Consider the following 26455-nt stretch of genomic DNA (forward strand, 5'->3'; position numbering starts at 1 on the left):
GTGAGCAAAGCCGCTGCCATATCCCGAAATGATCGCCCGTCGGTAGATGTTACCATTGGTGAGCATGCTGAGCAGCTCAGCTCTCAGCTTCAAGCGATGAGCGAGGCTTTGTTTCCTCCGACGTCGCACAAGAGCCTTCGCAAATTCACCTCGGGTGAAGCCGCACGCTTGATGAAAATATCTGACTCAACGCTTCGAAAGATGACGTTGGCAGGCGAAGGCCCCCAGCCTGAGCTTGCCAGCAACGGAAGACGCTTTTACACGCTCGGTCAGATAAACGAGATCCGGCATATGCTCGCAGGTTCGGCTCGTGGACGCGAAAGCATCGAGTTTGTGCCTCATCGCCGCGGTTCTGAGCATTTGCAAGTCATTGCCGTAACCAACTTCAAAGGCGGCTCCGGGAAGACGACGACGTCGGCTCATCTTGCACAGTATCTGGCGTTGCAAGGTTACAGGGTGCTCGCAGTCGATCTCGACCCGCAGGCCAGTCTTTCAGCACTCCTCGGCGTTCTGCCAGAAACTGATGTCGGTGCGAACGAAACGCTCTATGCGGCTATTCGGTATGACGAGACACGTCGTCCGTTGCGAGATGTGATCCGACCGACGTATTTTGACGGTCTTCATCTGGTTCCTGGAAATCTCGAGCTCATGGAGTTCGAGCATACCACGCCGAAAGCCTTGACTGATCGTGGTACACGCGACGGATTATTCTTTACTCGCGTGGCCCAAGCCTTTGACGAGGTGGCCGACGATTACGATGTCGTGGTCATTGACTGCCCTCCTCAGCTTGGGTTTCTGACGCTCAGCGGGTTGTGTGCTGCAACATCAATGGTAATCACCGTACATCCTCAGATGTTAGATATCGCTTCCATGAGCCAGTTTCTCCTCATGACACGCGACCTTCTGGGCGTCGTGAAAGAGGCGGGTGGCAATCTTCAATACGATTTCATACGCTATCTCTTGACGCGCTATGAGCCCCAGGACGCGCCGCAGACGAAAGTGACGGCACTACTGCGCAACATGTTCGAGGATCACGTCCTTACAAATCCAATGGTTAAGTCGGCAGCGGTGTCTGATGCCGGTTTAACCAAGCAGACGCTCTATGAGATAGGGCGAGAGAACCTTACGCGGTCGACATACGACCGGGCGATGGAATCTTTAGATGCGGTGAACTCGGAGATCGAGGCTTTGATCAAGATGGCGTGGGGGCGGGTCTGATGAAAGGCTTTGCGTTCCTCACAGGTCTGTTGGGAGCTCCCAACCGAGAGGTGTTGAGTCGCCCCTTGGACATGGGGCACTGGAGAAACCGGAGAAATTTGAGACAACGATGCATGCCAATCGCTAATTGGCCAGGGTGCAATTGTCTTCTCTTGTTGGGAGCTCCCAACCAAGCGCATTTGCAATCAAAAATGCGACGCCACGACGCCAAACCCAAGAGGCCAATAACATGAGCCGCAAAGACGCAATCGATACCTTGTTCCTCAAGAAGCAGCCTGCAACCGATAGAACAGCAGTCGACAAGTCAGCCGTTCGTGTTCGTACAGGCGCGATTTCGGCCATGGGTTCGTCTTTGCAAGAGATGGCCGAGGGAGCAAAAGCTGCAGCTCGGCTGCAGGATCAACTGGCTGCGGGCGAAGCCGTCGTGTCCCTGGATCCATCAATGATCGACGGGTCTCCGATCGCGGATCGGCTGCCCGCGGACGTGGATCCGAAGTTCGAGCAGCTTGAGGCGAGCATTTCGCAGGAGGGGCAGCAGGTACCGATTCTTGTCAGGCCGCATCCTGAGGCTGCCGGTCGATATCAAATCGTATATGGAAGGCGGCGACTGCGCGCGGCAGTAAATCTGCGGAGAGAGGTTTCTGCAATTGTCCGAAATCTCACGGACCGTGAACTAGTCGTGGCCCAGGGCCGAGAAAATCTTGACCGTGCTGACCTTTCCTTCATTGAAAAGGCTCTCTTCGCCCTGCGCCTCGAAGATGCGGGTTTTGATCGGGCCACCATCATTGCCGCGCTTTCCACTGACAAGGCCGACCTCAGCCGTTACATAACTGTTGCCAGAGGCATACCGCTGAACCTCGCCACACAAATCGGTCCAGCGTCGAAAGCGGGTCGATCGCGTTGGGTCGCACTTGCCGAGGGGCTTGGGAAGCCCAAGGCAACAGACGCAATCGACGCGGTGCTTGAGTCGGAGCAGTTCAAGCACTCAGATAGCGATACCCGCTTTGCCCTCATTTTCAATGCCGTTTCAAAGCCGCCCGCTAAGGCTCCAAAAAAGGTAAGGGCCTGGAGCACGCCAAAGGGGAAAAAGGCTGCGACGATCCGACAAGAAGCCGGACGAACGGCTCTGGTTTTCGATGAGAGATTGGTGCCAACTTTCGGCGAATATGTCGCTGACCAGTTGGATGGCCTGTACGCCCAATTCATTGAAACAACAGGAGGAGGCAAGCTCGACCAATAGCCAGGATTTCATCCAATTCAAAGCTTCGCTCGATTGAGATGGACTGGCTCTCACCGCAAAAGAAAAAGGCCCCCGAAACGGCGTTCCGGAAGACCTTCTCTGTAGTCTCGCAGCTAAGAGAATCGCATTTCCAGGAATCGTAGTCAAGGGTCCCGTGAGGGAAAGCGTCATTTCGACGGGCGGATTTCTATTGCCTAACAAAAGGTAAAAGGAAATGCAGACGCATATTTCAACGACGTCCTTTGGGCGGCGGCCGATGACACTCGGCCATATTGCAAGCCAGATGGCAGCAAAAGCGGTCGCATTGGACGCTGTCGCCCACAAATGGCAGGTCTTCCAGCACATCCGTGAATCCCGGGAACAGATCGGAGCCACGGACCGCTCACTCTCGATCCTGAACGCGCTGTTGACGTTTTACCCGGAGACCGCCTTGACTGGTGGCGCCGAACTGGTCGTATGGCCTTCTAACGAGCAGCTGATGGCTCGCGCAAACGGCATGCCTGCCACGACACTGCGCCGGCATCTTGCCGTACTGGTTGACTGCGGGCTCATCATTCGCCGCGACAGCCCCAACGGCAAGCGGTTCGCCCGCAAGGGAAGGGGAGGGGAGATCGAGCAGGCCTACGGCTTCGATCTGTCGCCAATCGTAGCGCGGGCCGAAGAGTTCCGAGATTTGGCCCAGGCGGTGCAAGCTGAAAAGAAGGCTTTCCGGGTGGCGAAGGAGCGATTGACTCTTCTTCGCCGCGACATCGTCAAAATGATCGAAACTGGCATTGAAGAGAGCGTTCCGGGAAACTGGGGAAGAGTTACACAGACCTATCAGGGGATCATCGGCCGCCTGCCGCGCTCTGCACCCCGTCAGCTTATAGAGAGTATTGCCCAGAAACTTCAGGAACTCTGCGCTGAGATCCGTGACGTATTGGAATCGTTTACGAAAACAATGAATCCGGACGCCAATGAGTCCCATTCCGGTCGTCACATACAGAATTCAAAACCAGACACTAAATCTGAATCTGAACACGGCTTTAGAGAAATAGAAGAAGCGTGCGGCGGCGTTGCGGAAACCGACAACGTGCGGAGCTTGCCGAAACGCGAGCTGCCTTTGGGAATCGTGCTGGATGCCTGCCCCGAAATGCAGGAACTGGCCCAGGCAGGGACAATCCGGCACTGGCGCGACTTGGTGGCGGCGGCTGACCTTGCCCGGCCGATGCTGGGGATTAGCCCCAGCGCCTGGCGGGAGGCCCGAGAAACCATGGGTGAGCAACACGCGGCGATCACGCTGGCGGCGATCTATCAGCGGGCCGGTCAGATCAACAACGCCGGCGGCTATCTGCGCAGCCTGACCGATCGGGCCAGGGACGGGAAGTTTTCGACCTGGCCGATGGTCATGGCGTTGCTACGGACGAAGCTGGACGAGCAGAAGAATGCAGCCAGCGTCGGAAAACCACGAACGGATGAGGATGCAGAAGACGATAGCCGCGTCCACGTATCGGATTCGCTGCTGAAAAGCCTGCAGAAGCCGAGGTCGTGGTGATCTCCTCGTTACTCGGCCGCGGCGATGTCGACGTCGGTGATCAACCCCGAACGTCGGGCGCGATCGATGAGGTTCTTCACGGACGAGGGCGACCATTTGGAGCCGCCGCGCGGGGTGCGCTCGTGCAGCCTTTCGAGCTGGGTGGCGATATCGCGCAGGGTGAGGTCTGCGTTCGAAGAATGGATGCCGGCCACAAGCGTCATCAGGCGATCCTCGGGAAGCCGGGGCGGAGATTTTTTCAGCAGCGCTGCGTCCGCCATGCGTTCAGTCACCATCCACTTCACAGCCCGGCGAAGCCGTTCCGGCGTCCAGTCGAGGCCCTGCTGTTTGAGCACTCGGGTTATGTCGTCCCATGTGTGATCGGGCCGCATGCGCCGAACGGTCGGAAGCCATTGGTTCGCGGAGGCCTGAATGCGATCGCCGTATGCCGCTTTCTGGGCGGCCGTCATCCTGGCCAACGCCTCGGGGCGTTTCTCTCGTATGCCGGGGTTGCCGGGAAGTTTTCCTTTGGACTTGGCTGCCCGGATGCCGGCCTTCGTTCGTTCGGAAATGAGCGCGCGTTCGAGCTGCGCGACGGCGCCGAGAACCTGGAGCGAGAACATGCCCTGCGGCGTGGTTGTGTCGATAGGATCGCGAAGCGATCGGAAATGCGCGCCCCTCGCCGTCAGATTCTCGATCACCTCGAGCAGATGGCTGACCGAGCGCGCCAGACGGTCAAGCCGAACCACAACGAGCGTGTCTCCGGCGCCGATCTCGCGAACGAGTTTGGAAAGGGCAGGCCGGGCACGCGACGCGCCGGATCCGTGTTCCTGGACGATCACATTGCACCCGGCCGATCGCAGCTCGATTTCCTGGGCTTCTGTCGCCTGCTCGTCCGTAGAGACGCGGGCGTAGCCGATCAGGCGATGACTGGCGCTCGGACGCTTCATTGGGCAAGCTTCGCCGACGGTAGATCGCTGAGAAGAGCAAGCAGCGCCGGATTGATGTAGAGGTTCTCCCGGCCGGCTTTGATTTCCTTCAGCAGGCCGAGTTCAGCAAGGGATTTCAGGTAGACCGATGCGGCCTGTCGTTTCGCAATGTCCGCGGCCACCAGATCGCCGATACGGCAATAAGGGTTCACGAAGATCACTTCGGCCAGCTCGCGCGAATAAATCTTCGGCAGATCCCGCCTGATGCGCTCCGCGGTCTGATCGAGCAAATCCCGGATCGAACGAATGCGCGCGGTCGACCAGTTTGCAGTCTCACGGATCGCCTCAAGCATGTAGAGGATCCAGTCCTCCCAGGCAGCGTCTGTCGTCACGGCGAGCAGGCGGTCATAGTAGGCGCGCTTGTTGCCGATGATGTAACGGCTGAGATAGAGGACCGGAATGTCCAACAGGCCCTTGTCGACGAGGTAGAGCAGGTTCAGCACCCGGCCCGTTCGACCGTTGCCATCGGTGAATGGATGGATGGCTTCGAACTGGTAGTGCATCACGGCGAGGCGGATCAGCGGATCGATGTCCTCTGCCTCGTGAATGTACCGCTCCCAGTTCGAGAGCTTGTCCCGCAACAGTGCTTGCCCCTCTGGCGGAGTATAAATGACGGCGCCGGTCGCCTCGTTCATCAGCGCCGTTCCCGGCGTCGCGCGGATGTCGAGTTCGACGCCCTTGATGGTCCTGCAGACGGCGATCGCTGTCGACGTCGACACCGGACGTTGTTTGAGCGTTTGAAAGCCTTCACTGAGGGCGGTACGATACCGCAGCGCTTCCTTCGTCGCCGGATCAGCCTGGTTGTTGGCCTCATTGGCGAAGCGGAACAGTCTATCGGTCGTGGTGACGATGTTCTCTATCTCCGAGCTCGCCTGCGCCTCCAGCAGCGGAATAGAATTGATAAGGACCGCCTGGTTCGGAATGAGCTGGCCGGACACACGCAGTTCCGCCAGCGCCGCGCGTGCCGAGATGCAGGCTTTCAGCACGGCTTTCGTTTCCACGTCCTCGCGTGGCGGCAAGGTGGGGAGGTCGTTAAACGGGCGGTTCGGCTGAAACGGCATGTCGATTAATCCTCATGCGATCGACATGTCGGGTGGATATGTCGTCGGTATCGACATATCGTTAATTCATGTCGATAGAATCAAAATATAACGACACATTAAGCGTCTCGCAAGCGCCTTGTACAAATGCAGAAGATACTAACAAACGATCGTTTGTAAACGTCTCTTGGTCCTTTGGAGTCAAAGTAAACACGTCGCAAGTGGCTGGAAAACAGTGATTTTCATCGATGTCACGTCCATCGGCGCTAATCCTGTACAGTTCGAACGCCTTTGGCAGCTCTAATAGTACGCGCGCGAGAAAAAGTATCGGCTATGATTGAAGTGTATGCTATTATAGCTTCAAGATTATCAAAATAGATACGTTAAAACAATGAGATATGAAACCGGTGATTTGCCACTGGCGGCGCTGCTTCCGGCCATCGCAAGGGCGGAAGATCAGCTCGCGCGTCTCGACGAGGTTGTTCGCCGCAGCCCCGTCAGGCAGGGCTTTACCGAAAGGTCGCACTTCATCGAGGCGGCCGCCAGCATGTGGGTCGCCGGCGAGCTTGTCCATCTCGAGGATCTCGTTCTCCACGACGCAAATCGGGATGTCCGCACCCCGACCCATGAAGTCACAATCGCACATTCAATCTTGAGGGCGCGGCGGCGCATCGCAAGCGCTGACCCGGGCTGGGCGACGAGCAGGGCTGGGGTCGTAAGCCTCGCGGGGCGATCAGAGGACTCTACGGAACGAGAGGTGGTAGGCGAAGGGAGCTCGTCATTATCCATCGAACTGGCATTGAACGAAGACGAGAACGGTTTTGCGGCGGAGATGGCGGAAATCGATGCGGTCCTTAATCGATCCGCCCGTGTGCTCGAAGCGGTGGCAACGGGCGAGGGCCGCAAGGCGGATCCTTTGATGGTCGGTGAGCTCATTGTCCGGGATCCGGGTTGGAACGAGGAAGGGCGCCTTTCGGATTGGAGAGCGGCTCTGGCTGAGGCCGACGCCTTGCCGACCACGTTGGCGGCCGCAGTTATATGGGACGCATGGGAATGCATAGAGCCATTGCAGCGGCAGCATTGGCTTGGTACACAACTGGTGAATTCCTATTTCCGGGTGCGCGGAAAGGTGTCCTCGCACCTGTTCGGCATCTGCTCCGGTCTGAAAGCTGTGCCGCGGGAACGGCGGCGATCACACAATCGTGTATCACGAGTGCTTGCCGGGCTGGATGCAATGGCGAGCAGCGCTGAACTGGCCATGAAGGAAGTAATTCGGCTGGGACAGGCTAGGGAGCACCTCGAGCGCAAACTGAAGGGAAAGCGCTCATCCAGCAGTTTGCCGCGCGTTGTGGACTTGCTGATGGCGCGACCGATCGTATCCTCGTCGATTATAGTCAAGGAATTGAAGGTTAGCCATCGTGCGGCGCTCGATCTCGTCGCCGAACTCGGCGTTCGGGAAGTGACGGGGAGAGGAAGCTTCCGTGCATGGGGTGTAATTTGATGCGAAGGCAGCAAACGATGGTCGGTACGAGGTCGGGTCCTCGGGCGTTCAGATGTTTCTGGTGATAGAATCCCCTTTTGTTTCGCGGCTTATTCGTGGCGACGCTTATCGCAAAACGGCAGCGCATTTGCCGCCGTCAAAATCCGTGGGAGAGGGCGGCAACGTTCATCTGAACTCAGTTAAATAGATCGTCTTGATGCCGTCCGGCGTTAGGCCAGTACGGCGCAATTCAGCCTCACAGCGCTCTTGAAGAACCTCCCTGTCTCCGGGTTGCCCAATTAGATAGACATAGAGATTACGGACCGCTCCGACGAGCTTTGTCACTTCCTCCAACTTGAGGGCGTACGTTCCCTGGGTGCTTGCTTTCCGATCGGCGATGGGCTCCGGAAGCGCCGAAACCCGCAAAGACTGCCTTCCGGGATAGCATCGCCTGAACCATTGCTCGGCTTCTAGGAGTTGAGCATGGTCGTTCTTGTAGAGCGGGTTGTCCTTCTCCTTGTCGCTTTTGGCTTCTATGACAAAGTCGAACAAACCGCTCGTTCGCCACAAAACATCAGGCCCTGTTTTGTGCACTGCTTCCGGTCGCTCGGCGTCAAAACCAAGATATGCTCCAAGGTTCTTTAACGCTTCCTCATATTGGAACGGGGAGGCGTCGGGCACTAAAGCCGAGACCGCTTCGTTATAAGCAGGAATGAGCGACCCACGACGTTGGTATTCGAGGATTCGGCTAACAATCGCCATGGATTGTGGACCTGCCATTGGTCGCGGAATGTAGGCGGGTCGGATGCGAGGTGGGATATGGTTGTTGTTGGTTGCGAAAGCTGACGTCTGAAGTCGCTGACCCTTGTGATCGTCATTCATATGGAAAGCGATGCGAGCTGCCAACGAGGAAAGCCATGCCCTTCTCTGACCATCCTGTACTAGGTCTGGTGAGGAAATTAGGTGTTCGAGTTCTTGAATGGCGCTTTCATACTGTCCCACTCTTTCCAGCCGGAAAGCCCTGCGCTCAGCACCGGCGACCTTCAGCGCCAGTTCGTCGATACCCGGGGGCCGGGTGGCGGCTGCCAACTCTGACGCATGGTAGGCAACCCAATCCGGATCCCTGTTCAAACACTTGAGCATCGTTTCGCCAATTTCCTGATAGCTGGCGACAGCCTCACTCACTTCCTGTCCCACGTTGAGTTGGACGCGGCTGCTCGCGGTCAGATGCTCAAGATTCTTCTTGCGTCCGATCCATGCAACCAAATCGCTTCCCGTCAGGACGACAACGCAGAAATCGCCGCCGCCCCTGGAGCCGCGCCCTATGCCCTGCTCGATCCGCTGAGCCAACAACGAGTTGACCGCGGAATCTGCAAGAACACTCGTCCGAAACATATCGTAGTCGGTCGTACCCTGTGGCAGGCCATCCATAATCAGCAGGCGGCAAGACGGACCAGCCAAATCAATGCCGTCGTATCGGTTAGCAAGAACGATCGGACCCTTGAAGGATCCGGCCTGCATATCTTTTATACGGTGGCTAACCGCTTCGCTTGTCTCTGGATATTCCGCAGTATCCAACCATCCTTTGGCAATGGTCCCGGACGGCGCCAAAATCGCGACGCCGGCATAACCGGCAATCCATTTCGCGATCTGTTTAACCATCGGTGTGATAGCGACATTGCCGAGCGGCATCAGCTCGGGCACCAAGATCATGCGCTCGCCTACACCCGCAAGCGATGAAGACTGAATCGGTCTGCCAACTGCAGCAGGGGAGGCACCGAATGTGCGAACAATCTCGCTGTCGTCCGAAATCGTAGCAGACATGTAGATCCGGCGTTTAGCGTCATCGAACGTAGGAAGAAGATCAACCGGTGGAAAGGTGGGGGTGATCGTCACCGATTTGCGGCTGAAGAGGCAGTGGCACATGGCCAGATTGTCACGTAGGAGAGGCCATATGTAGGGATCAACGCCCTCGACATGCTGTGAAAGAAATTCCCGAACTTCGGGGACCTTGGACAGCCAAGCCCAGCTGGGGACCTCGATCACGCCGAAATCCTTCCCCCTCGTGATGTCAGCAAAGGCGCCGCCTCGTCCGACCTCGTCGAACGCGCCCCTGAATCGATCCGCCATCTCCTGATAGACCTCGAGGTGGTCTTTCGACGTGATTGTCAGGCTGAATGCTTTACGAACAGAGGAAAGCGCGACGTGCGCGTCGTCCAAGATGATGCCGCCGACTTTCACTGCCGGCTTCGCGGAACCCCGAACACCAAATTTACTGCGACCACTGAAAAGGCTCTCGTAGGCCCCCACGAGAACGGCGTTACCATCTAGAAACTCGGAGGCTAGAGGCTGCCCCCTCGCGTAGGGTACCGCGCGTATTCCATATTCAGTCGCTTTGGCAATAACCTGTTCGACGAGCTGGGTAGTTGGTGCGAGATAAAGAACGGGTTCACCGAGTTCATTCATGGTTGATTGTGCCATGAGCAGCGCAACCAGGGTCTTTCCTCCCCCCGTATGCAGTTTTACAACGACATCCTTGTCGTTTCTGCGGGATGGATACCAAGCATCGAGAGCCTCGGCTTGGCTAACATAAAGGTCATTGATCCCGACGGCTTTCGGGAGGGAATGAAAGATATCTCGTGGGGCGACGGGCTTCGGCTTTGCCTTGTCCTCGCGAAGCTTTTTGAAGTCGACCATCTCTTGTCCCCCAATTTACTGACAGTTCTGCTTTAACAGATGTATGCCCATGAGAGAGGCATTAAAAATTCTTACTACTTTGAAAAACCTGTTGCAGGTTATTTTTTCGGCGGGCGTTACTGACGCCTAGCGATGTGGCAGGAGCAGGATGAAAAACCATGCTTTCTGCATCCACTAATTCACAGACGTCCAAGGTTGAGGGTCAGAAATCAATTCTGTCCTCTCGCATTTCACCACCAAGGCCAAATAAATACATGGAGCCATAAAATGACAACAGATCGCTCCGCGGCGCGCCGTCGACTCGTTGTGTTAGCGCCTCGGCCACCACGCCGACGTGCTTTACGAGTGCGTCCAGATGTTGCTTTGTTGGTTGGTTCCTATCTCCAAGCGCTGCATTCAGCGCATACAGCCGTTCAAGCGGCGCGGGATGGGTCTCGGATACCGAAAACCGAGGTATATCGAGAAATCGGGAGCCCAGAAGTTCAATTAAGTGGAGGAAGAGAAATATGTGATAGGCGCCGTTGGAAAGGCGGAGTTTTGCATCTTTATCCGACCCGATGGCTGTAATCGCGTGGAGGTCAGCACTGAATTCTAGATCGTGGTTATAGGTTTTTAGATCCTCCAGATTTTCGGTCGAAGATGCTTCTTCCATATGACCTAGAAGCAAATGACTAAACTCATGCCCGAATGTGAATTCGAGCATGTCGTCTACATCGCGCTTGATAGCAGCGTCCACACTCGCTGGAAGTTTAGCTCGCGGATCGATGTCAAAGTCCTGGGCTTCTGACCCTATCATCGTCCGCAGGGCGATTAAGGCTGCATCAATCCGGTCGCCCATCGGAAATTCATAGTGTGCGCCATGAAAACATACAGTCATGAAATAGAGGAAGTAGCGCAACGCTTCGGAGACGATGATCACCTCGCCTACCAGGGACTTTAAGCAAGCGGCGTTCACTTCCAGGGTTGGGACGTAGCCACAGGGGATTGAGCGAGCGGATTTTCGTAAGGCCTTCGGCAGTCGCTCAAGATAGCGTCTCGGAGCCAAATTGACGGTTTCGTAGTAGGATGTCAGAGTCCAAGGGCGACCGTTCTGCTGAAATGCACGCTTCCGGTGGGCAAGCACCCTCGTAACTCGAGGAGAATCGGCAACGGAGTTAGCCCGAATTCGCAGCAAGTAGTCATGCGCGCTTCTCAACGACCTCAGCCGGAGAATCTCATTCTTAGAGCAGAAGGGCGCATAAACCAGTTCTTCATTGCTGAGATCTGGATCGAGTGGTTCGATCCCTGTGACGTAGAACTCGCCACGTTCATCGCCGATGATGAAACCATTCGCGGCGCGGCGCGCCCCGGGAAATTCCTTCAGCCATTTCTGTATTTCGTGCTCTTCCATTGCGAAACGACAACCCTCGTGCCAAGTAGAAAAATACGCAAACTAAAAAGTCCGATAGTAATACGCGAATAAGCCTAACTGCCCGTCTGTAAATCAGGTCGATAAAAAGAGGGTAAGTTCGCCATCAAATCTCTAAGGGCCTCAGTGCTGGCCGCTCCCGAATCTGAGGACAACAATCTGGACAAATCGGACAATCCGCATTATCTTGGCTGTAGTCAAGAAGGAAGACGAAGATGGTTGCTGTCACCCGTAAATCGCAGATGGGCGCAAAGCTAGAAGTCAATCCGGCTGCGGTAGCCGATGTTCTCAAGGTTCTGGCCCGACACAATCCAGGCCTTTCAAAGCCGGCTCTTGCAGCGACTGGCAAGGTCATGGCCGTGGTCTCTGCGGTAGCAGCGCGCCTTTCTGTCGAGCAACAGCGTCGGATTGCCGACGATGAAACGGAACTCGCCCATATTGTGGAAGCCGCCGTCGCCGAACTGGCTGCGAAGCCAGGTCATGTGCTCGCGGAGGTATCGGTCGAAAAGCCTGTGGAGGTCAGCCGAGGTGCCGGTCTGGGGCAATCGGTAGACATTGAGGAAGGGCGCCGCAGGCTCGACGAATTTGCGACGCCAACCCGCATCGAAGACTGGGCCGGTCCGGTCGCCGGTCCGGGCGATATCGAGAAGAAGTTCGGCACGAAGCGATCGACCTTGCACGACTGGCACAAGCGCGGAGCTGTCGTCGGTCTGCTCAAGGGCGAGCGAAAGCATGTCTTTCCCCTGGCTCAGTTTGTGGATGGTCGGCCGGTCGAGGGCATGCCTCAGGTCACCAAAATCATCCGCAATCCGCGTGTAGCGTGGCAATGGTTGATCCAGCCGAAGCCAAGCATAGGCGGAACGCCGCTCGACAATCTCAAGATGGGCAATCTGGACGAGGTTCTGGATGCAGCTGAGCGCGATTTTGGTTGAGCTGAATCGTGAAACTTGATCCTCAAACGGTTCGGGAGCTCGCGCTTGCGTTTCTCCCGCAATCCTATCTCCGCATCATCCCTGTAGCCCACATGTCGACCCCGCTCGGCATGGGTTTCGGTCAATCGCGATTCTCAAGTCCAAACCAGATCTTCCGACTGCTTTATGCCGCATATGATCTCGCGACCGCGATTGCGGAGACGATCGTGCGCGACCGCTTCGAGGGGACGCAGGACCGAGTGCTGGATGAGAGTGAAATCGAGGACTGGTCGGTCACTGAGGTGACGGCCACGGATGCTCTCATTCTTCTCGACCTGCGCACGACCGGCCTCCTGAGGTTGGGCGTCAGCACGGACGCAGCCCGGGGCAAGGAACATCAGGAAGGGCAGAGACTGAGCGAGTCGATCTTTCGATCCTATGCTGTCGATGGATTGCTCTATTCCTCACGCCTCACGGCGGCAGATTGCGTGGCGGTCTACGATCGGGCTGTCGCTGCGAAACTTGTCGCCTCTCCGGCGGTCGAGCTGGTTCGTCAAGCCGACTTGATAGCCGCCCTGCGGTCTATCGGGGTGTCGATCCGGGCCGGGCGATAAGCATGTCCGTTACAGTCACTTCCGCAAACTTCTCTGGGCGATTTACGGCGTTGAATGGCACGAAAACGTTGCCAGCGACACATGCCGACATCATCCGCTCGTTGCTGACCGTCGGCTATCCCAGCCGTCGAGCCGCTGTCCGCACCGTTGGCCCCTGGCGGGAGAAAATGCTGGTCGCGATGGCGACGGGCTATCTGGATGCCTCCTTGAACACGACGGCCTATTTTCGGAGTTTGGAGCAGTCGGAGAAGGTGGGGGTTTCGTTCCTTTTCGGCGAGGCGTTCACGCACTGGTATGCTCAGAGTCAGATGAGCGTGCAGTATCTCGTGCATGTCGCCGGCCTTGCCTCCTGTCGATGGGGATCCCCAACGGCTCCGGTCGCGCCGAAAGCTGGCGCAGCGCCTCCTCCTCCAAAATCGCGTCCCGATTTTATCGGCATCAAGCGAAGGGAACGCCATGTGTTCGAGAGCAAGGGTCGCATCCGAGCGCCAGCCGCAAGCACCGTTGCGAAGGCACTGGGGCAGGTTTCGGCGCTTCACACGGTCAACGGACGGGCGCCGACCACACGCTGTGCAAACTTCTTCATGTTCAAGGCCGGTGGTGCAGAGGGCAGAGTGCTGGATCCGCCGGCAAAGGGTGACGACATCACCGTGACGTTTGATCTCTTCGAAGCGATTACACGAGCCTACTCCATTATCCTCGATCAGCCGGTACTTGATCTATCCGATCAGGTTGGTGCGGGTTATGTCGGACGCGAGATCGATGATGGTGTGTTCTTGGGTATCGACAAGGAAATCCTTGCCTTGGTACGAGAGCGGCCCCCGACTGAAGCAACGCGTCGCAGGCGTGTCGCCCAGGTCTTCTCTGCTCTTGAAGATCGGTCGCAGAACTATGCGGGTCGGCAGGATAGAAGTGTTTCGTCCGGCCTTGACGGGGTCCTGCTTCTTGACCGCCGTTCGCCGCGCGCCCTTCGACGCTTCCGGACGCAGGGTTAAATGGCCGACTTTATGTCGGTGTGTTGGTTTCACCTTCTGACCAGCAAATCATGTGATTTACTACAATCCCATAATTCCATCAGAGATGCTCGCTCCATGACGACCCTTCTCGGCCTCACATATATCTCAAATGAAAAAGTGCCGCTCGCGGACCTGGACGACTATGTAACCGTCCACGTGCCGAGTGCTGGGTTTGATCAGCACCTCGGAAATCATGCACCATGGTTTTGGTCGATCGATAGGAGAGGCGGCGGCGGCGTGGATTTCAAGCAAGGGAAATATGACTATTGGGTGCGCCGGGTCGGTTCCAACCAACCAATAGGTTTTCCGGTGCTGACATCGACCTCAAAAGAGGAGGGCTGGATCTCAGTCATGGACGGCCGACATCGCATAATGGCAATTGTCGATACCGGTCGGCAGGCCTTTGCAGCGAGACTTCCCAGACCAATGCTGGGAACGGCGCAAATGATAATTCCAGGCCTCGAAATCTTTGATCTGTAGACTACAGACGGCGCCGAAGCGCCCCCTGTCAGACTTCTCCGTCGACGACCATCGAAGTCGGGAAGCCACCATGAGGCTTCGTAATGAACGCCAGGCGCGCTTTGCGGAGTGGCCACGTCTTATCTCGCCACCAGTAAAACTCCAGATGCGATCTGCCCTGCGCGCGGATTTCCGACTCGATATCGCGGCTCTCACGTGAACCCGGGACAGCAAGAAAAGTTCCCGTCACGATGCAACGGGTGCTGCCCCTTACAGTGGCCTCGGTGTCGAAGACGGCGTCGCTGATGCAAACGCCCATGAAATCCCTGCTGCGCTGGCCTTTAGGGGTCTCAATGATGAGATCACCAGACGTGCGGTCAAAGTAGATTTTCACTCGGCTGCCGATCTCAGGTGGCTGACGAGAGACGTTCGGTATATCCATTTTCTACTCCTCTGGAGACTGCGTTGGCACCTGTGGGACGGTCGCAAACACACCCGGGGAGCTGTCTTGCACCGCCGGTAGGTCGAAGCGCGGATCGGTGAGATCGAGCGCGCCAGACCGCATCAGAGACTTCTCGAGCCGATCGAATATCCATTTATCTGCCTGTGACGTGAGCGCCATATGCGGTTTTCTCATGATGGCGCGCCGCGGATTGAGATTGCCGCCACTGCCGGCGTTCAGATTGCGTTGCGTTGGCGCAAAAGAATCCGGACCAAGTTCGATCATCATATCGACCATGGACACGTCTGCCGAAAGAGGTCCGTTAATGACACATTGGCCCGAGCGATGCCTGAAACCACTCCCTAAGTGCGACGATGTCAGCTCTTGTTTCTAACCCAATAGCGCAGGCAAAGTGATAGGCATCTCCGGCAAGCTCCCCGGAAAAAGGCGCTATCAGCAAGCCCGCAGCAAGCGCATCCGCTACCAGAACCCGGCTGGCTATGACCACGCCTTGTCCCGCGATAGCCGCCTGGACGGCTAGCATGCTATCGGGAAAGCGGGGTCCGACACTGGTGTCGACGTCGGCCACACCGGCCTGCGCGCACCAGCGCAACCAGTCTGGTTCCGGCGAGGGCCGGTTTCGTCCGTCGATATGAATCAGTATAGCGCGCCGCAGATCATCAGGGTGGGACAGACCGAGCCGTGCGCTACAAACGGGTGTCATCACGTCATCGCAAAGGCGGGTGCTGATCACGCCAGGGAAGGGACCACGCCCGTAACGTATTGCAGTCTCGACACCACCCGCCCGCAAGTCCTCGACGGAATTCGAAGTATGCAGCCGGAGATCGATCATCGGAACAGCCAGGCGGAGCGTATCCATCCGCGGCACCAGCCAGTGGCTGAGAAACGCAGTCGTGGACGAGAGGGTGACTGTCGTCGGGGTCGTATCTGCCAGCAGCCGCGTGACTGCCCTTTCGATTTCGCCGAAACCAGAGGCCGTCGCCTCGTACAGCGTCTTGCCCTGCGGCGTTAACGTCACCGCTCTCGGCGACCGGTCCAGGACACGCAGGCCCATATGGGCTTCGAGTTGCTTGATCTGATGGCTGATGGCCGTCGGCGTCACGGAGAGTTCTTCAGCCGCGGCCTTGAAACTCGCCCGCCGTGCAGCGGCTTCGAAAGCGCGAAGGGAGGACAATGGCGGCAAGCGAGAGCGACTCATGCTGAATCCAGTTCACCTTGAAGCTGAGTAATTTGACTTTTTCTATTTGTATAAGCGGCTGTACAGTGCTGATCGTCAAACCCTATCAAAATAAACTCATTCAAGGCAGCAGGAAAAATGGTCGAACTGGTCGCAGGTCTCATTGATGTCTTCGCAGATGCGCCATTGACCGGCAATCCGCTCGCGGTGGTGCAGGACGCCGACGACCTTACCGATGATGCGATGCGGCGGATCGCCGGTGAATTCAATCAGGCCGAGACCACCTTCATACTTCGGAGCGCATGTGCCGATTGGAAACTGCGGTCGTTCACCGCCAGCGGCGCGGAAGTGTTCGGTGCGGGCCACAACGCACTTGGTGCGTGGCTCTGGCTAGGAGAACATGGGAATCTCGGTTCGCTGACGACCGCCCGGACCTTTCAGCAGGAGATCGGTCAGGATGTTCTGCCGATCGAGCTCGAATTGATCGGCGGTCGCGTCCACGGCCGCATGCGCCAGGCGCCGCTGCGCTTGTCGGACCCGCTCAGTGATGTCGCGCCTCTCGCCGACGCCCTTGGCCTCGGTCTGGGCGACATTCTGTCAGAACCGCCGCCACGTCCCGCCGACACCGGCGCGGCTCATCTGATGGTGCGCGTTCGCAATGCCGGCACGGTTGACGAGGCGCGACCCGATGCCGGCAAGCTGCTCGCCGTTCTGAGAAAGACGGCGGCGGAAGGCTGCTATGTCTATGCGTTCGATGCCGAAGCACCGAACACTGCCTACGCCCGGTTCTTCAATCCAACCGTTGGCCTGTGGGAAGATTCTGCGACCGGAACCGCCGCTGGGCCCTTGGCCGCGTATCTTGCAGCCACGGGAAACCTCAGGAACAACGAATTGGTGATCGAACAAGGTACCAAGATGGGGCGCCGCAGCATTCTGCATATCCGGCTGAAGCCCGAACCGGAACTCTCCGGGACAGGCATTGTCGTGTTGAGAGGCGTGATCCGGCTTTAATGCTTGCACCCGGTCCTAGCGCCCGTACCGATCCTTCAAACTTCAGCAAGCCGGCGCTGCGACGTCTCTTGGTTCTGGGGCGACGACTTTATCGTGCTGCCGCCCTTTATGCGAGCCAACCGCGCTCTCTTCCTCGAACACGTAATGCCAATTCTTTAGGATCGCGGCATTTTCCATAACGACTGTACCGGCGGCGCCGACGCGAGACTTTTGCCCTGCCGCTCCCCAAAGCCAGTACGTGATGGCCCGCAGCAAAAAATCTGCATTTGAACAACTTAGAAAACTCACTTTGCTTCCTCGTGCCCATAAAAGAGAACAACATTTCATGACTTTATACATAGATTTTATAGACTGGCAGGCTCAGGCTCGTTTTAAGTCCATACCGTAAGGCACGCGGAAAACGAGGTTCACCCTACAATTGCGACGAGGAGGTTGGATGACAGCCAACGGTCTGTCCATTCTGGTGCGTTCAATTCGAGAGACGCCCTTCTCCTCGGCTCTCATTTCCTGGACGCCAAACGCAACGTCGTGGCAGCCGGGAGGGCGGAGGGATCGTGAGTAAGCAAGCTGTCTCTACCACCATTGGTCATTCAGTTCCGTCGTATCGCCCGTTCGCGCTCCTCTCCGCGTTCGCCGTTCGAGTGGGGCCGCTTGTGGTGCTCGTCACCGTTTGGCAGGTGGCATGTGATTTTGGAGCCGTGCGACCCGTGTTGCTGCCGGCCCCATCAACCATCGTTCGCACCATATGGAACATGACATTGAGTGGGGAGCTTGCCGAGCATGTGGCGGTAAGCAGCGCCCGTGTGCTCCAAGGATTCGGCATCGCCGCTGTGCTCGCCCTCGCGCTTGGCATCGTTATGGGGCTCATCGGGCCGTTGAACCGGCTGGCTGATCTAATGGTGCAGGTGTTAAAACCCATCCCGCCTATTGCCTGGATCCCGCTGTCCATCCTGTGGTTCGGTATTGGGGAGGAGGCCAAAATTTTCATCATCGTCCTCGGCGCCTTTTTTCCCATTTTAGTAAGCACTCTTGACGCTGTCCATCAGACTGATGTCCGCTATGTGGAACTAGCTCGGGTGCTGGAGGTGCCACGGCTCAACTTCATCCGTCAGGTGATGATCCCCGGCGCCCTGCCGCAGATCATGTCGGGGCTCAGGCTCGGCATCACCATGTCTTGGATGTGTGTTGTGGCAGCCGAGCTGATCGCAGCATCGAGTGGCATCGGATTCCTCATCATGGACGGCCGCGTAATGTCGAATGCCAGCGTTGTGCTTGCGGGAATGATTACCCTCGGCGTCCTTGGCAAGCTGACCGACGATGCCTTACGCTTCGCTGAGCGACGTCTGGTGCGCTGGCGCGCCGGCTTCAGCGGGTTATGAGGGGTGATATGACCGCTGCCGCATTCCCTGCAACACCCCCCGCCGCTACCGATCACACGCTGCTGGTCCAGGGCGTCTCCAAAAGCTTCAGTCGGCCTGACGGGTCGGAAGTGCGTGCTCTGGACCATGTGGATCTCGTTGTACGGGACGGCAGCGTCACCTGCATCATCGGTGCAAGCGGCTGCGGCAAGAGTACCCTGTTGCGCATCGTCGCTGGCTTGGAACCACAGTTCGGCGGGACGGTGCTGCTGGGCGGTCGGCCGCTGAAGGGACCGGGCCTCGACCGAGGCATCGTGTTCCAGGACCACCGCCTCGTTCCCTGGATGACGGTGGAGGCGAACATCGCCTTCAGTCTCCACCGTTTGCCCAAGGCGGAGCAGCGGCGAGTCGTGACTGAGAAGTTGAAGCTGGTGGGCCTTGAAGGATTTGGGCGGTCCTATCCGCACCAACTGTCCGGTGGTATGGCGCAGCGCGTCGCCATCGCGCGCGCGCTTGCGCACCAGCCGGATTTGCTGCTGCTGGACGAGCCCTTCGGTGCGCTCGATGCGCTGACCCGCCTCCAGATGCAGGACGAGGTGCTGCGCATCCGCCATACTGACAATCTGACCACCGTGCTCATCACTCATGACATCGAGGAGGCCATCTATCTCGCAGACGAGATCGTGGTGTTCTCTGATCGTCCCGGCCGTGTACGGGCGCGGTTTACCGTGGAGCTGCCCCATCCGCGCGACCGCGGCGATCCCGCCTTCGCCCGTCTGCGCCATGAGTTGCATGCCCAGTTTTTCCACCACCGCAATTAGCTCATTTTGAAAGAAAGTCGTCCAAGATGCTAAAAAACATTGCCAAAACTGCCACTGCCTTGGTCGCCGCCGCACTTCTCTGGTCCGGTTCCGCTGCAGCGGAGACCGTAAACATTGGATTCATGCCGTTCGTGCCTTATTCCGCCATCCTGCTGGCCAAACAAAAAGGTTGGGTAGATGAGGAGTTTACCAAGGCCGGCTTGAAGGACGTGGAGGTAAAGTGGCACCAGTTCGCGGGCGGTCCGCCGGTGAACGAGGCCTTCGCCTCGGGCGCTCTCGACATTGCCGCGCTGGGCGACACGCCCTCCCTCATCGCCTTCGCCAATGGCATCGATACTCGCTTTGTAGGCCTCGCCTGCAAGGGGGCCAAGGCTGAAGCGCTGGTAGTGCTCAAGGACAGTTCGGTGAAGACAGTGAAAGACTTGAAGGGCAAGAAGGTCGCCACCCTGCGCGGCGGCAATGTACATGAGCTGCTGGTGTTGGTGCTGGCCGAGGCCGGCCTGAAGATTTCCGACGTGGAGTTTCTCAATCTTGGCCTGCAGGACATGGGCATCGCCCTCACCAAAGGCGACGTCGATGCCGTCCTGGTGTGGGAACCGCTACTTACCAAATTGGACAGCGAGGGTGTCTCGCGTACCCTGCGAGACGGCGCCGGCCTGAAGAGTAACCTCAACCCGATAGTCGCCTTAGGCAGCTTCGCCGCCAAGCATCCGGATGTGCTGAAGGCCTATTTGCAGGCGGTAAAGCGCGGGGCCGAGGCATTGCGCTCTGATCCGGCCGGTTCAGCCCAGGTCCTCGCGCCGGTAGTAGGCCTGACGCCAAAGCAGACTGAGCTCGCCTTCTCCCGTTTCGAGTGGAAACCGACCGTAACCGAGGCGGACCAGGCAGAGCTGGCGGATTCCGTGAAGTTCCTCCTGGACAACCACTTCATCAGGCAAACCTTCGAAGTCTCCAGCTTCGCGGATCAGGCCTTTTTCAATTTCTAACGCGAGGCAGAGGATGCCCGAGAAAATCAGGTCAAATGCGTTTTTTATGAATACCACCGGTCACCTCGTTCCGAGGCTTTGGCGGCATCCGGAGGATCAGACCCGGAACTATTGCGATCTTGATTTTTCGACCAAAAACGCACGTTCACGCAACTTGGGTCTGGCTCAGCAACACGAACACGCGTTCAGCGAAATGAGAAGGGTATGTTGATGGGCGTTCGCCAAGTATTCGGTCTTGGGCTGACGATATCAGACCCAATCACTACGGCAGATCTTGTTACGGTCGCCCGAACGGCTGAAAAGGCTGGGTTCACGACACTGACTATCGGGGGCAGGGAAACCATCCTGGATCCTACAACAATCCTGGCCGCGCTGGCGGCCAGGACCGAGCAGATCGGGCTGGTTGCGGCGGTGAACGTCGATACGGCTCTGCCTTACGATTTTGCACGCCGTCTGGCGTCTCTTGATCACCTCTCGAGTGGACGGGCAGGCTGGAAGCCATATTCGACTGCCGATGAGCCTGAAGAAGCCCGGATCGCGGAGTTCGTGCATGCCGTCAGCCACCTCCTGGACAGCTGGGATGACGATGCCGCCCTTTACGACAAGGAGAGTGGAATTTATGTCGACATCAGCAAGGTTCATCGGCTCGATCACATCGGGGAATATTATAGGGTAGCTGGCCCGCTCGATATACCGCGCGCCCCTCAAGGTCGACCGGTCCTGGTTCGAGAGGTCCTCGCTGCCGATCTTGCCGAAGGCGCATGGCCCACGGCGGACATCATTGAAATCGTTCCGGTCCCCGGTCAGAGCACGAACAAGCCCCTCGCACCTCGTGCCGAGGGAAATACCACCCTCCTAAGTATCGTTGCAGACACTGGCGATCTCGCGTCGATGCATGCACTGCTCAACGATGGGGACGTTGATGGAGCGACTGTCCGTGTAGCGCCACGGATCGATGCCGTCGCGCGGGCGGCGAGAGATATTGGGTTATGGTCAAAGCCGCGCGGAAGCAATTTGCGTGACACGCTTGGGTTATCCCGTCCGGAAAGCCTGTTTGCCCTTAGAAGAAATGGAATTTCCGCATGACCAGCCGTCCTCTCGCTCTTCTGGTCAATCCCCTGCTGTGCGGCCACCACGAGGCAGCCTGGCGGACGGAACGCGCACAGCCCGAGCGGATTCACAGTCTCGATTACTTCCAGCAACTCGCCCGGACTGCCGAACGTGGACGATTCGACGCCGTGTTCATGGCCGACTTTTTCATCTTCAATCCTGCGGTCATGTACAGCCCGCGTTGGGAAGTCGAACCCGTCACGCTCTTGTCTGCGGTCGCTCAAGCAACCGAGAATCTCGGTTTCATCGCCACGGGCTCGGCGATCTTCTCCGATCCGGTTGAGGTCGCCCGGGTCTTTTCGACCTTCGACCATGCCACGGGAGGCCGCGCTGCCTGGAACATCGTGACCTCGGGCGAGCCGGCGGCCGGTGCCAACTACGGCCTCGATAAGCCGATCCCCCATGCCGAGCGCTATGAATTGGGCGCGCGCAACACAGAACAGGTGCTCGCATACTGGGACGGCGCACCGGTCCCCGACGATGTTGCACCGATTGCCCGTCCGGTCCAGGGCCGCCCGGTTCTGGTGCAGGCCGGGTCTTCCGCCACGGGGCGAGATTTCGCGGCCCGTTTCGCCGAACTGGTGTTTAGCGCCCAATGGAATTTCGAAGCTGGCAGGGATTTCAGAAATGACCTTAGGCGCCGCGCCGTGACGCATGGCCGAAACCCCGATGATGTGCGTCTTATCCTGGGCCTCAGCTTTGTCATCGGCTCCACCGAGGCAGAGGCCCGCAGCAAGAAGAAGGCGCTTGACGACTTGATCCTGCCCCACGCCTCACATGGCTGGTTACAGAGTTTCGGTATCGACCTGACCGCGTTCGATTTCGACGAGCCCCTGCCGCGGACACTCGGGAACATCGATCTGTATGAGGGCATCAAGAGCCGCTTTTCGGTCATTTCATCCCTGGTTGACAGCACATCGCCACTAACCATCCGGCAACTGGCCAGCGCCTTGGCCGGAAGCCGCGGCCATCATCTTGTTATCGGCACGCCGGAACAAATCGCTGATGCGGCAGAAACCTGGTTTGTGGGAGGGGCGGCGGACGGATTTATGGTGATGCCCCATGAATTGCCTGCGGAATTCGAGTTGTTTGTGGACGAGGTCATCCCGATCCTGCGTCGTCGAGGCCTCGTGGATCGCGATTATCGTGGACATACGCTTCGCGAGAACCTTGGGCTGCCCATCAGCCCGCCCGCGCCGTCATGGGCATTCCAGACATGAATATCGAACAGGGTTCCACCGGACAGCGGCGGCAAGATAGCTGTCGCAATTCCGAGCATGTTCGGGATACGCACGTCTTTAAAGACCTGTCAGTCGATTACGGACTTGCAAGCGGCGTGCAGGGCTCGCGTTCGCATCCCATGATGGTGGGCCTGTCATGACATATCCTTCGCAAATCCCCAACATCTCGACGCTGTTTGACCTTTCCGGTCGGAGGGCCGTCATCACGGGCGGCGCTCGGGGGATCGGGCGCGCTATCGCTGACGGCTTCTTAGAAGTGGGAGCTGATGTCGTCTGCATCGACCGTGGATGGGAAAGCTCTGACCTCCCGGCCGATAACCGGCAGATTGTCACGGCCGATCTTAGCGACCGTAGCGACCTGAAGCGCGGATTCGATGAAGCTGTGGAGCGACTGGGGGGCCAGATCGATGTCCTTGTCAACAACGCAGGCATCTGGGACGACACGCCGTCGCTCGATATGGAGCTCGAGATGTGGGACAGGATCATCGAGGTCAATCTGACTGCGGCCTTCGCGCTGAGCAGGCATGCAGCCAGGCTGATGCTTCCCCGAGGCCGCGGACGAATAATAAACATTGGCTCCATCCGCAGTCTGAGGGGAGGCCACAATGCGGCTGCCTATGCAGCCAGCAAGGGAGGGATCGCCTTGCTCACTCAGACCTTGTCGAATGAATGGGCACCTTCAGGACTAAGGGTCAATGCCATAGCGCCCGGCGCTATGGTCACCGCCCTGACTGAAAAGCTGCGCCACGATCCTGAAGTGGTCACCCGCTTCATCGAGCGCATCCCTGCCAGAAGATGGGGATCGCCCGCCGATGTGGCGGGCCTGGCGATCTTCCTGGCCAGCGACGCCTCCGATTATGTCACTGGTGCAATCATCCCCTGCGACGGGGGGTTCCTTGCCGGTTAATCGAGCGAAACACGTTTTTCTGGAAAAGCAGAGACCGGACCAAAGGAAAACAGGAACTGATGAAGTGGTTTCAATCCACGCAGCGCTGGCTCGTTCGAGGCGAAACAGTTCAACAGGAACGCCGGTAAAGTTTCATTCTCAACACGTGGGAAGAAAATCTTGAAGCAAGTAGAAGCTGATGAATTCGATTTCATCGTCGTCGGAGGAGGATCCGCTGGCGCTGCCGTCGCTGCAAGATTGGCTGAGCGTCCGGAATTGCGGGTTCTGCTCCTGGAAGCTGGTCGACAGCAGTCCGGCATCCGGTTCCGGCTGCCGATATTGACTCCGTTCGCGCTCGCGAAAGAGGATGCAGTCTGGAACTTCACGACATTGCCTGAACCCGGCCTCAATGGCAGGGAACTTGTCTGGCCGCGCGGCAGGGGACTTGGGGGTTCCTCTCTCATCAATGGCATGCTCTGGGTACGGGGAGACCCGGTGGAGTATGACCTCTGGGCTGCCTCAGGCTGTACCGGCTGGTCTTATGGCGATCTGCTGGATTTCTTCAAGCGCAGCGAAACATACATTCCCGGTGATCCGGCGAGCAGAGGGCAGCGCGGGGCTGTGACGGTTACCAGGCACCGTCCAGCAGATCCTCTCTCTGATGCGTTCCTGAAGGCTTGCGGTAACATGCAGGTATCACAGCAGGATGATTACAATGCGGGTATTTCGGAAGGCGCAGGCTATCTCCAGTTCAACCAGCGCCGGGGATTGCGTCATGGCACAGACCGTGCCTATCTCTCGCCCGCCAGCAGGTGTGCTAACCTGACCATTCGCGAAGGCGCTGTTGCAAACCGCATCCTCTTCGAAGGGAAGAGAGCGATCGGGGTGGAGTATCGCGCGGCGGATGGCCTGAGATGTGCCATCGCACGGCGAGAGGTCGTTCTATCCTGCGGCACCGTTCAATCCCCGAAGCTGCTTGAGCTTTCGGGTATAGGGGACGGTGAGGTGCTTGGCCGGGCAGGTATCGTGCCACTGGTGCACCTCCCGGGCGTCGGAGAAAATCTGCGCGATCACCTTAATGTGCGCGTCGGTTTTCGTACCCGTTTCCGCGGCACCCTGAATGATGTCCAACACAGCTACGTCTGGAAGGTACGCGCCATGCTTTGCTGGCTTGCGCGAGGCGGCGGTCCCCTATCTACCATAGGGGCGACAGCCCATGCATTTGTGAGAACCCGGTCGGACCTCGAACGGGCGGACGTGAAAATCCAGATGCTGCATTTCAGTGCACCCCACAATACCGGAAATATCAGCGGACGTCTGGATGAGTTTCCCGGCTTCAGCATCTCGACGTTCGTCCTGAGGCCGAATTCGACGGGTTCCAGCCACATCCGGTCGGGCGCCGCCGCGGAGCCGCCGGCGATCGTTGCGAACTACCTTTCACACGAGGAGGATCTCCGCTCGATGCTCGGTGCCTTTCGATTCATCAACAGAATTGCCTCGGATTCGGTCTTTGATGATCTTATGGTCTCACGGGACAACGACCTCGCGGGTCTGCAGAGCGATCAGGACATCCTGGAATGGGCAAAAACAACCGGTCTGACGTCCTACCATCCCATCGGAACGTGCAAGATGGGTACGGATTCCGCAAGCGTCGTCGATCCGAGACTGAGAGTGATCGGTGTTGACGGACTGAGAGTCGTTGATGCGTCCGTCATGCCGACAATGCCATCCTCCAACACGCACGGACCCACCGTCATGATTGGCGAGAAGGGGGCGGCAATGATCCTGGAGGATAGTTTGTCGTGATAGTCGTTCGACATTGACAGGTTCAGCGTCTGTGGGTGCCGCCCAAATTCAGAAGGAGAATATTTTGATCCGAGATTCAGGGATGATTGGTAACGTTCTGCCTAATTTCCTGCAATGCGTGTTAGCCATGCGTCCAGGAGGCGTGCGATCGTCTCGGGTTGCTCTTCTTGTACGAAATGGATCCCCGCGCCCGCTGCTTCTATTTCCAAATTACGGATGGTAACTTGACTCCACTTCAATATGGCATCGGTGAGTAGAAAACCAGGTTTGAATGTCAGCAGTAGCTTGGGAGTATCGCTCGTATTGAGCCAGTTTACCGCCTGTTCCAGGAATGCCACAGTGCTTGCTGGCTCGCCATCCACTGGAAGATTGCGTGGTCCTGCGAGTATCACCTTGCGCGAGTGCGGCGTCGGAAACGGCGTTTGGTATTGCCTTAGGTCCTCCGCCGCCAAAGGGGTAAGGAAAAACCAGGGGAAAAGCTCAGTCAGGAAGCGGTTTTCCTGCTGAACGAAGATTTCACCTTCGCCCGGTTGGCGGAGCTTCGCTCGGCGGGTGACGAATTCCGGTGACAGATCCACCGAATCAATGTTCCGTAACACTGGCTCGAAAAAGGCCACGGCTCGGACGCGGTCTGGATTCCGGCTGGCCCAGTTTAGTCCAAACGCTGCGCCATAATCCTGCAGAACCAGCGTCACATTCCTTAGGTCGAGGGCGTCGAACCAAGCGTCAACGTAACGCTGCTGATTCTCCAATGTGTATTCGATATCAGGCTTGCTAGATTGGCCGTACCCGATCAGATCGACGGCCAATAGCCGACCGTGTCCATGGAGACGGCGGAATATGTGGCGCCACAGATAGGAACTCGTGGGATTGCCGTGGAGAAAGACGATTGGAGCACCTGAACCATGTTCAACCGTGTGGATTTGCAGGCCGAATGCCGGCACATCATACGCTTTCGCGCCGTCACCAAAGGCGGGATGTGGTGATTTCTCAGTCATGTGACGGTGTTCC

Annotated in this window: 24 protein-coding genes; 16 read left to right on the forward strand and 8 right to left on the reverse strand. The window is 57.7% G+C overall.

The window, feature by feature from the left end; translation table 11 throughout:
* From repA to repC, 3 genes are all read left to right on the forward strand, one after another.
* Positions 1-1218 carry a plasmid partitioning protein RepA gene (repA, locus tag G6L01_RS27355; protein WP_060716600.1) on the forward strand — a complete coding sequence of 406 codons (1218 nt, stop codon included), beginning with the start codon at positions 1-3 and terminating at the stop codon, positions 1216-1218.
* A 229-nt stretch (positions 1219-1447) separates the two neighbouring features.
* Complete coding sequence (repB, locus tag G6L01_RS27360; RefSeq protein ID WP_060716502.1) at positions 1448-2458, forward strand: plasmid partitioning protein RepB; 1011 nt, start codon at positions 1448-1450, stop codon at positions 2456-2458.
* A 214-nt stretch (positions 2459-2672) separates the two neighbouring features.
* The gene (repC, locus tag G6L01_RS27365) at positions 2673-3992 is read left to right on the forward strand and encodes a plasmid replication protein RepC (protein ID WP_070167515.1); all 1320 of its coding nucleotides are present in this window, start codon (positions 2673-2675) and stop codon (positions 3990-3992) included.
* 8 nt (positions 3993-4000) lie between these two features.
* Here the strand turns inward: repC and G6L01_RS27370 are convergent, their stop codons facing one another.
* A complete protein-coding gene (locus G6L01_RS27370) occupies positions 4001-4921 on the reverse strand; it encodes a recombinase family protein (RefSeq protein ID WP_060716504.1) in 921 nt (306 codons plus the stop codon).
* Positions 4918-6021 carry a protein adenylyltransferase Fic gene (gene fic, locus G6L01_RS27375; protein ID WP_060716505.1) on the reverse strand — a complete coding sequence of 368 codons (1104 nt, stop codon included), beginning with the start codon at positions 6019-6021 and terminating at the stop codon, positions 4918-4920. The genes G6L01_RS27370 and fic overlap by 4 nt, the downstream gene beginning before the upstream one ends.
* Positions 6022-6391: 370 nt before the next feature.
* Between fic and G6L01_RS27380 the strand changes: the two genes are divergently transcribed.
* The gene (locus G6L01_RS27380; protein WP_012654977.1) at positions 6392-7501 is read left to right on the forward strand and encodes an RHE_PE00001 family protein; all 1110 of its coding nucleotides are present in this window, start codon (positions 6392-6394) and stop codon (positions 7499-7501) included.
* 165 nt (positions 7502-7666) lie between these two features.
* On the opposite strand, the gene G6L01_RS27385 is transcribed toward G6L01_RS27380, so the two are convergent.
* Both G6L01_RS27385 and G6L01_RS27390 read right to left on the reverse strand, forming a co-directional pair.
* Positions 7667-10177, reverse strand: coding sequence for a DEAD/DEAH box helicase (locus G6L01_RS27385; protein WP_070167514.1), 2511 nt, complete (start codon positions 10175-10177; stop codon positions 7667-7669).
* A 202-nt stretch (positions 10178-10379) separates the two neighbouring features.
* On the reverse strand, positions 10380-11567 hold the full coding sequence (locus tag G6L01_RS27390) for a hypothetical protein (protein ID WP_070167513.1): 1188 nt from the start codon (positions 11565-11567) through the stop codon (positions 10380-10382).
* A gap of 233 nt (positions 11568-11800) precedes the next feature.
* On the opposite strand from G6L01_RS27390, the gene G6L01_RS27395 reads away from it, so the two are divergent.
* The 4 genes from G6L01_RS27395 (at position 11801) to G6L01_RS27410 (ending at position 14606) form a co-directional block, all read left to right on the forward strand.
* The gene (locus G6L01_RS27395) at positions 11801-12517 is read left to right on the forward strand and encodes an antitoxin Xre/MbcA/ParS-like domain-containing protein (RefSeq protein ID WP_012654980.1); all 717 of its coding nucleotides are present in this window, start codon (positions 11801-11803) and stop codon (positions 12515-12517) included.
* A 92-nt stretch (positions 12518-12609) separates the two neighbouring features.
* A complete protein-coding gene (locus G6L01_RS27400; RefSeq protein ID WP_337732483.1) occupies positions 12610-13110 on the forward strand; it encodes an RES family NAD+ phosphorylase in 501 nt (166 codons plus the stop codon).
* A 2-nt stretch (positions 13111-13112) separates the two neighbouring features.
* Entirely contained in the window at positions 13113-14105 is a 993-nt protein-coding gene (locus G6L01_RS27405; RefSeq protein WP_060716510.1) for a hypothetical protein, read from the forward strand.
* Positions 14106-14201: 96 nt separating this feature from the next.
* Positions 14202-14606, forward strand: a complete 405-nt coding sequence (locus G6L01_RS27410) for a hypothetical protein (RefSeq protein ID WP_070167511.1) — start codon at positions 14202-14204, stop codon at positions 14604-14606.
* 28 nt (positions 14607-14634) lie between these two features.
* On the opposite strand, the gene G6L01_RS27415 is transcribed toward G6L01_RS27410, so the two are convergent.
* Genes G6L01_RS27415 through G6L01_RS27425 form a run of 3 tightly spaced genes read right to left on the reverse strand, consistent with a single transcriptional unit; the run spans position 14635 to position 16246 of the window.
* On the reverse strand, positions 14635-15027 hold the full coding sequence (locus G6L01_RS27415; RefSeq protein WP_070167510.1) for a hypothetical protein: 393 nt from the start codon (positions 15025-15027) through the stop codon (positions 14635-14637).
* A 3-nt stretch (positions 15028-15030) separates the two neighbouring features.
* Positions 15031-15324, reverse strand: coding sequence for a hypothetical protein (locus G6L01_RS27420; protein WP_070167509.1), 294 nt, complete (start codon positions 15322-15324; stop codon positions 15031-15033).
* Between the two features lie 25 nt (positions 15325-15349).
* Positions 15350-16246: a LysR substrate-binding domain-containing protein gene (locus G6L01_RS27425; protein WP_071205640.1), complete on the reverse strand. Its 897-nt coding sequence runs from the start codon at positions 16244-16246 to the stop codon at positions 15350-15352.
* Positions 16247-16363: 117 nt separating this feature from the next.
* Here G6L01_RS27425 and G6L01_RS27430 point away from each other — a divergent pair, with 117 nt between their 5' ends.
* The 8 genes from G6L01_RS27430 (at position 16364) to G6L01_RS27465 (ending at position 25444) form a co-directional block, all read left to right on the forward strand.
* Positions 16364-17236, forward strand: coding sequence for a PhzF family phenazine biosynthesis protein (locus tag G6L01_RS27430; protein WP_070167507.1), 873 nt, complete (start codon positions 16364-16366; stop codon positions 17234-17236).
* 554 nt (positions 17237-17790) lie between these two features.
* A complete protein-coding gene (locus tag G6L01_RS27435) occupies positions 17791-18615 on the forward strand; it encodes an ABC transporter permease (protein ID WP_233278968.1) in 825 nt (274 codons plus the stop codon).
* On the forward strand, positions 18612-19415 hold the full coding sequence (locus tag G6L01_RS27440; protein ID WP_081344246.1) for an ABC transporter ATP-binding protein: 804 nt from the start codon (positions 18612-18614) through the stop codon (positions 19413-19415). Before G6L01_RS27435 ends, G6L01_RS27440 begins: the two co-directional genes overlap by 4 nt.
* A gap of 26 nt (positions 19416-19441) precedes the next feature.
* Positions 19442-20401, forward strand: coding sequence for an aliphatic sulfonate ABC transporter substrate-binding protein (locus G6L01_RS27445; RefSeq protein ID WP_070167505.1), 960 nt, complete (start codon positions 19442-19444; stop codon positions 20399-20401).
* A gap of 210 nt (positions 20402-20611) precedes the next feature.
* Positions 20612-21487 carry an LLM class flavin-dependent oxidoreductase gene (locus G6L01_RS27450; RefSeq protein WP_139190087.1) on the forward strand — a complete coding sequence of 292 codons (876 nt, stop codon included), beginning with the start codon at positions 20612-20614 and terminating at the stop codon, positions 21485-21487.
* Positions 21484-22731: an LLM class flavin-dependent oxidoreductase gene (locus G6L01_RS27455; protein ID WP_070167503.1), complete on the forward strand. Its 1248-nt coding sequence runs from the start codon at positions 21484-21486 to the stop codon at positions 22729-22731. The genes G6L01_RS27450 and G6L01_RS27455 overlap by 4 nt, the downstream gene beginning before the upstream one ends.
* Before the next feature lie 157 nt (positions 22732-22888).
* Positions 22889-23659: an SDR family NAD(P)-dependent oxidoreductase gene (locus G6L01_RS27460; protein ID WP_012654998.1), complete on the forward strand. Its 771-nt coding sequence runs from the start codon at positions 22889-22891 to the stop codon at positions 23657-23659.
* A 159-nt stretch (positions 23660-23818) separates the two neighbouring features.
* Positions 23819-25444, forward strand: coding sequence for a GMC family oxidoreductase (locus tag G6L01_RS27465; RefSeq protein ID WP_070167500.1), 1626 nt, complete (start codon positions 23819-23821; stop codon positions 25442-25444).
* Positions 25445-25545: 101 nt separating this feature from the next.
* Here G6L01_RS27465 and G6L01_RS27470 read toward each other — a convergent pair whose 3' ends face one another.
* On the reverse strand, positions 25546-26442 hold the full coding sequence (locus G6L01_RS27470; RefSeq protein ID WP_156555931.1) for a haloalkane dehalogenase: 897 nt from the start codon (positions 26440-26442) through the stop codon (positions 25546-25548).
* Between the last annotated feature and the right edge of the window lie 13 nt (positions 26443-26455).

The sequence above is a fragment of the Agrobacterium vitis genome, assembly GCF_013337045.2.
GTDB lineage: Bacteria > Pseudomonadota > Alphaproteobacteria > Rhizobiales > Rhizobiaceae > Allorhizobium > Allorhizobium vitis_B.